Source organism: Akkermansia sp., from assembly GCF_020860705.1.
Classification (GTDB): Bacteria; Verrucomicrobiota; Verrucomicrobiia; order Verrucomicrobiales; family Akkermansiaceae; genus Akkermansia.
In genome coordinates, this window is the sequence record NZ_JAJBTT010000037.1 from 46,378 (window position 1) to 52,587 (window position 6,210).

6 protein-coding genes are annotated in these 6,210 nt (G+C 59.4%); 2 read left to right on the forward strand and 4 right to left on the reverse strand.

Annotation, left to right across the window (positions count from 1 at the left end):
• Positions 1 to 31 precede the first annotated feature (31 nt).
• From LIO64_RS08595 to LIO64_RS08610, 4 genes are read right to left on the reverse strand one after another with little or no spacing between them, the layout of a single operon-like run.
• Positions 32 to 724, reverse strand: a complete 693-nt coding sequence (locus tag LIO64_RS08595; RefSeq protein ID WP_290549031.1) for a TatD family hydrolase — start codon at positions 722 to 724, stop codon at positions 32 to 34.
• Between the two features lie 3 nt (positions 725 to 727).
• Positions 728 to 2,455 (reverse strand): cation:proton antiporter, encoded by a 1,728-nt coding sequence (locus LIO64_RS08600; protein WP_290549032.1) that lies wholly within the window; start codon positions 2,453 to 2,455, stop codon positions 728 to 730.
• 18 nt (positions 2,456 to 2,473) lie between these two features.
• On the reverse strand, positions 2,474 to 3,328 hold the full coding sequence (yaeI, locus tag LIO64_RS08605) for a phosphodiesterase YaeI (protein WP_290549033.1): 855 nt from the start codon (positions 3,326 to 3,328) through the stop codon (positions 2,474 to 2,476).
• The gene (locus tag LIO64_RS08610; protein ID WP_290549034.1) at positions 3,325 to 4,434 is read right to left on the reverse strand and encodes an aminopeptidase; all 1,110 of its coding nucleotides are present in this window, start codon (positions 4,432 to 4,434) and stop codon (positions 3,325 to 3,327) included. The genes yaeI and LIO64_RS08610 overlap by 4 nt, the downstream gene beginning before the upstream one ends.
• Positions 4,435 to 4,515: 81 nt before the next feature.
• Between LIO64_RS08610 and purN the strand changes: the two genes are divergently transcribed.
• Together purN and LIO64_RS08620 are read left to right on the forward strand one after the other, a co-directional pair.
• Positions 4,516 to 5,103 carry a phosphoribosylglycinamide formyltransferase gene (gene purN, locus LIO64_RS08615; RefSeq protein WP_290549035.1) on the forward strand — a complete coding sequence of 196 codons (588 nt, stop codon included), beginning with the start codon at positions 4,516 to 4,518 and terminating at the stop codon, positions 5,101 to 5,103.
• A 137-nt stretch (positions 5,104 to 5,240) separates the two neighbouring features.
• On the forward strand, positions 5,241 to 6,068 hold the full coding sequence (locus tag LIO64_RS08620) for an FKBP-type peptidyl-prolyl cis-trans isomerase N-terminal domain-containing protein (RefSeq protein WP_290549036.1): 828 nt from the start codon (positions 5,241 to 5,243) through the stop codon (positions 6,066 to 6,068).
• Positions 6,069 to 6,210 lie beyond the last annotated feature (142 nt).

Here is a 6,210-nt window from a genome sequence, read left to right on the forward strand (position 1 = left end):
CGCCGTTTCATGCCACCCGGGCGGCAGGGAGTTATCCGTCCCCTGTGTTTGAGCGGTCGGAAATTTTCTCCATATTGCGTGAGACCAGGGCGGCCAGATCTTCCTCTTTCATGGAGAGGGTTTGTGCGGCGCTACGGTAGAGTTCCGGCAGGGCCTCCGGGTGTTCGTCCGATTCCAGCGCCAGCCGATGGAGCGGGATGGAGGAAAGAAGGCCGGGACGTTTTGTTTCACGCGGTCCGACGGATAGAAGCCAGCCGTTGGAAGGAAGCTGGCCGTCAGGATCCAGAGCCCCCGTCCAGCCGTGCAACACGGCTTTCAGACGGGGATATTCCCCCAGCATCCCGGCCAGCGTTCCCCATGCGCGGCAGCAGTGCAGGGCGGCGGGGCGGTCCAGTCTTGCCGCCAGGTCCAGATGCCGTTTCAGCACTTCTTTCTGGAGGGACAGGTCCGGAATGCCGCCGCGGCATTTGTCCAGCCCCGTTTCCCCCACGCCCGCACGGGGGAAGCGGTTCAGGAAGGATTCCAGTAGGAGCATTTCCTTCTTCCATGTATCCGGATTCAGGCGCCACGGATGAATGCCGAAGAAGGGCGTTACGTTTTCATCCCTTTCCGCCAGCAGGGCTACCTGCTCCCAGTCCGCCGGGGATGTGCCGCAGACAAAGCGCGGAGCCGTGCCGGGAGCGGCCGGGAAGGGGTGGGTATGGGCGTCCGGCAGATTCGTCATTGCTTAATGGGACAGTGTGGATGCCTCTACGGGTTCAATAATATCAAAACTCCGCTTTGCCAGCCGCACCGCGGCAGCGCCCGTTTCCATTTCATCATGAATGACGTTGGTGATGCCTGCATGATGCAGGGAAGCCACTTCCGACCGGAATTTGGCGCGGGCAATCACCGTGATGGCCGCGTTGACGCCTTTGATCTGCATGTAGGTGGAGAGGGCCGGGGCTGGGTCCGGGAATGTGAAGGCGATGAGCCGCGCGGTGCGGATGCCCGCCAGGTCCATGGTGATCTGGTGCTGGATGTCTCCCAGGAAGGCCAGATGGCCGCTGTTGAGCAGGGATTTGACGGTGTCTGCGTTCAGGTCAATGATGATGCAGGGAATGCCGTATCTGGCCAGGCTTTCATGCAGCCTCCTGCCCACGGGACCGTAGCCGCAGATGATGGCGTGATCCTTGATCCCCTCCACGCGCGTGATCATGGTTTCCACGCTGAGGCGCTCCCTTTTTGTTTTCAGGCCCGGGATGCGCACCAGCAGGGGGGTGAGCTTCCGTGCCGCCTTCATCAGCAGGGGCGTCATGCCCATGGAGACGGCGGCAATGGCGTATACATTGGTGGTCACCAGAGCCGGAATGGGGGTGATCTCCTGCATGAAGGGGATGAGCACCAGGGAGAATTCCCCCACGTTGGTCAGCGCAGTGGAGGCCATGATGCCCATGCGTCCGGGGATTTTCAGGATGTTTGCGGCCACGATGCAGGCCACGAATTTGATCACGAGCACAAAGGCGGCGAAGGTCGCCACATGGCCGATGTGTTCCCACAGGTCGTCAATGTCAATCAGCAGTCCGGCGGAGACGAAAAAGATGGTGAGGAAAAGGTCCTTGAAGGGGAGCACCTCGCTGAGCACGCGGTGGCTGTAGTAGGAGCTGCTGACGAAGAGGCCGGCGGTGAAAGCCCCCAGGGCGATGCTCAGGCCCAGCAGGCTGGCCAGCATGGCGATGCCGGAACAGATGGCGAATACCATCAGGGTGAACAATTCCCGGCTTTTTGTCCGCGCCACGGCCAGCATGATGCGCGGAAGCAGGTAGTGGCCGATCAGCCATGCGGCGCCCAGGAAGATGAGCCCCCGCAGGACGGCCATGCCGATGTTGAGCGCGGTTTCCCATGAGTTGGGCGTAGCGGCGAAGATCTGGGGCATGATCGCCACCAGCATGATGGCGGCAATGTCCTGGAACAGGGCGATGCCCACCGCCATTTTTGCCCCGGACGTGCCGCTCAGGCCGAATTCCTGGAATGATTTCAGCGCGACCGCCGTGGAGGAAAGGCCCATGATGGCCCCGACCGTCAGGGAATGGCTCAGGTCCATGCCCGTGGCGTAATGGAGGCCCAGGCCGAATGCCGCCGTGCAAATGAACATCTGGATGCCCCCGCCGATCAGAGCCGTTTTCCGCAGGTGCTTGAGTTCGTCAATGGAAAATTCCAGCCCCAGCGTGAACATGAGGAGGATGATGCCCACCTCGGAAAGGGCCTGGATGCTGACGTCGGAATTGGGGATGTGGTCCAGAATGCCGCAGTTGGCCAGAATCACCCCGCAAATGAAATAGCCCGCCAGCAGGGACTGCCGGAAATGGGCCAGGATAAGGGCAATCGCAATGATGCCCATGAAAACGACGGTCAGCAGGGTGAAGAAGGGAGGCGCGTCATTGGGGCCTCCGGAAGCCAGCAGAGAGAGAACCATGATAGTCGGGAGGAAAGTCTAGGGAATGGTGATGAGGTTGATTTCCGGCGGGCAGTTGAAGCGGCCCGGCCCCATGTAGCCTATGCCGGGGGTGACGAAGATGTGCTTGTCTTTGTAAGGATAAAACCCGGAGGACATGGTTTCCCCCTCCGTCATCAGCAGGGGAGTGGAAAAAAAGGGCAGTTTAATCTGGCCGCCGTGCGTGTGGCCGGAGAGCATCAGGTCCCACCGGTAGCCGTCCAGCAGTTCCCTCCCTTTGGGATTGTGGCACAGGACAATGGTAGGCATGGACGAGTCTTCCGCAAATTCAAGCGGGCTCATGCACCGGTCCGGGAAGAAGTCCCCTTCGCGCACGTCTCCCAGCCCCACCAGTTTGAATTCGGCATTATTCAGCCTGGGAATGGTGATGAAGGCGGCGGAGTTCCTCAGCAGGGTAAAGCCCCCTGCCTTCAGGATGCGTTCCACGTTGTCCAGCAGGGCCATGTCATGGTTGCCCAGGCAAGCGTAGGACGGAGCGATGGAAGAAAGCCTCTTCATTTGCTTCATGTAGTCCCCGGCGTGGGTGGCCCTCATGAAGTCCGTGTAAAGGTCTCCCAGGAAGACGATCATGTCCGGTTTGGACTGTTCCGCCATCTGCGCCGCTTTTTCCAGCAGGGACAGGTTGGTATGGACGTCTGACAGCACCAGGATGCGCAGTCCGGAAAGACGGGGTACGCACCCGGCGGGAGCGGCGTTTTCGCTGAACCGCAGGTGGTTGGCTTCCCAGTACATGTAGGAGGCCAGCAGGGAGCCCAGCAGGATGGCTGCCGCCGCGGCGTAAAGGAGTTTGCGGAGCAGAGGGCGTTTTTTTGCAGAAGTGGATTCCGTAGTCATGATTGGGAGGGATTGAGGATAGCCAGTTCCGGAAGGGTGAACAGGCCGTTGCGGCGCACCAGGGCGCCGTCCAGGTAAATGTCGCCCCCGCCGGCCTCTTCCGTCTGGATGCATACCATGTCCCAATGGATGCGGGACTGGTTGCCGTTGTCCGCCACATGGTAGGCCTGTCCCGGCGTCAGATGGAAAGAGCCGGAGATTTTTTCATCAAACAGGATGTTGCGCATGGGGCGGGTGATGGCCGGGTTGACGCCGAAGGCGAATTCCCCCAGCCGGCGCGCTCCGGGGTCCGTATCCAGAATGGCGTTGAGCTCCCCGGTTTTATCCCCCGCCTCCGCTTGTACGATCAGGCCGTTTTCCAGCGTCAGGCGGATGTTGTCAAAGGGGATGCCCTGGAACAGGCTCGGCGTGTTGAAGGAAATGCGGCCGTTGGCGCTGTCAATGATGGGGGCGGTGAATACCTCCCCGTCCGGCAGGTTGCATTCTCCCGCACAGGGAATGGCGGGCAGTCCCTTGATGGAAAAGGAAATATCCGTTTCCGGCCCGGTAATGCGCACGTGTTCCGCCGCCTCCATCATGGCGGCCAGCTTCTGCATGGCGGGACGCAGTGCGGCGTAATCCATCAGGCAGGTGCGGAAATAGAAATCCTCAAACTCTTCCGTGCTCATGGCGGCTTGCTGGGCCATCCCTTCCGACGGCCAGCGCAGCCCGCACCAGCGTGTATGGCGGATGCGCCTCTGGGAGACGGGGTTCAGGGCCTTCATGGCGGCAGCCATGTTTTCCTGGGGAACGGAAGACAGTTCAAAGGCGTTGCCCCCGCCGCGTATTTCTATGTAGGCGTCCATTTCCTCCATTTCCGTCAGGCGGTGGCGGCTGATGATCCCGTATTGTTCCTCCGTGGCTCCCGAAAGCATTTCCCGGTTCAGACGGGACTGGTTCAGGCGCAGGAAGGGCAGGGCGCCCGCGGCGCGCACTTCCCGGATGAGGGCTATTCCCATTTCCTCCGGAATATCCGTTAATTCCAGCAGAACCCGGTCTCCCGGGCGCAGGGTGGTGGAATACCCTGCCAGCTGGGCCGCCAGGGCCTGAAAACGGGTGTCTCTCATGCCCTTATTAGGCGAATACCAGCGCCTTTTTGTCAAGCCGCAGACTTGCCACGGGCAAAAAACTGTGGTTTCATCCCCCGGATGTCCAGATTGCCCAAATTAGGAATACTCGGTTCCGGTTCTGGTTCCAATTGCCAGTCCATTTATGACGCCATCCGGTCCGGCTCCCTCCGGGCGGAAATCGCCGTGGTGATGTCTGACAATCCGGACGCCTACATTCTGGAACGCGCCCGTTCCTGGGGCGTGCCTGCGGAGGTGATTGACTGCGCGGGATTTAAAACCAAGTTCCCGGAGGAATCCCAGGCTGCCGTTGCCGCACGCCTGAAGGAATATGGCGTGGACTGCGTATGCCTGGCGGGATTCATGCGCCTGGTGAAGAGTCCGCTGCTGCGGGAGTTTCCCTCCCGCATTCTGAACATTCATCCCTCCCTCCTTCCCTCCTTCCCGGGGCTTCATGCCTGGGAGCAGGCCGTGAACGCCGGGGTTGCGGAGAGCGGCTGCACCGTTCACTACGTGGATGACGGCATGGACACGGGCCCTATTCTGGGGCAGGCGCGCGTTCCCGTGCTGCCGGGGGATACGCCGGAAAGCCTCCATGCCCGCATCCAGGTGCAGGAGCACACCCTTTATCCCGCCATGATCGCCCGCGTTCTGGAAACGCTGGCATGAGCCTTGCGCCTTTTGAACGGGGCATTTCCGGCCGCGTTCGGCGGGCGGATGACAGGATGACTGATTCTCTTGTCTTGTGATGTGAACGGAATTCGTTAAAAAGGTGTCCTCTTTTCAAGTAAAGGATAAAAACAACCATGAAGATGAACCCTTCCATCGCCCTGTTTGCCGTTTCCGCCCTTCTGGCGGGTGTGGCGGGCGCCCAAGAAAAAGCTGCTGAAACTCCGGCGGCCGACCAAAACAAACAAGAGAAAGAAATTACTGTGTCTCCCGAACAGATGAAAAAGGACCTGGGCTATTTTCTGGGTTTCCAGAGCGGCCAGCAGCTCGGCTCCATTCCCACCCTTACCTTTGATGACCTGGATCAGGAATCTTTCCTGCAGGGTATCAAGGACGGCATGGTTCGCAAGCCCGCCAAGGACCAGGAACAGCTGAAGCCTGCCCTGGACGCGTTCCAGAAGCAAATTGACGAACGCATCTCCGCCAAGGCCAAGTCCAATCTGGAAGCCAGCAAGAAGTTCATGGAGGAAAACGGCAAGAAGGAAGGCGTGACCACCACGAAATCCGGCCTCCAGTACAAAGTCGTGAAAAAGGGCGGCGAAGAAAAGTTTGACGAAAAGAAGTTCAAGAACCCCATGTTCAAGGTGAAGTACAAGGGCACGCTGCTGGACGGCACGGTGTTTGACGATACCAAGGGCAAGTCCGTGGAACTTCCCCTCCAGGTCATTCCAGGTTTTGCCGAAGCCCTGACCACGATGCCCGTCGGCTCCCAGTGGATCGTGTACATTCCTTCCGAGCTGGCCTACGGTGAAAATACCCCCGGCGCTCCGATCGAACCCAATTCCCCCCTTGTTTTTGATCTGGAACTGGACGGCATTTCGGAAGCCCCGGCTCCCCAGGGCGGCCCCATGAGCATTTCTCCCGAACAGCTTCAGGAGATGCTCAAGCAGAACGGAGCCCAATAATAAAAATATTCCAATTTTTCAGGCCGTTCCTTCGGGGACGGCCTTTTTTTGTGTCTGTACCAGATGATTCAAATGTTTCTATTTCCTCCGGATTACGAATCCGTTGGCAAGACTATTTTTCTTAAAGGCTCTCCATGAATAC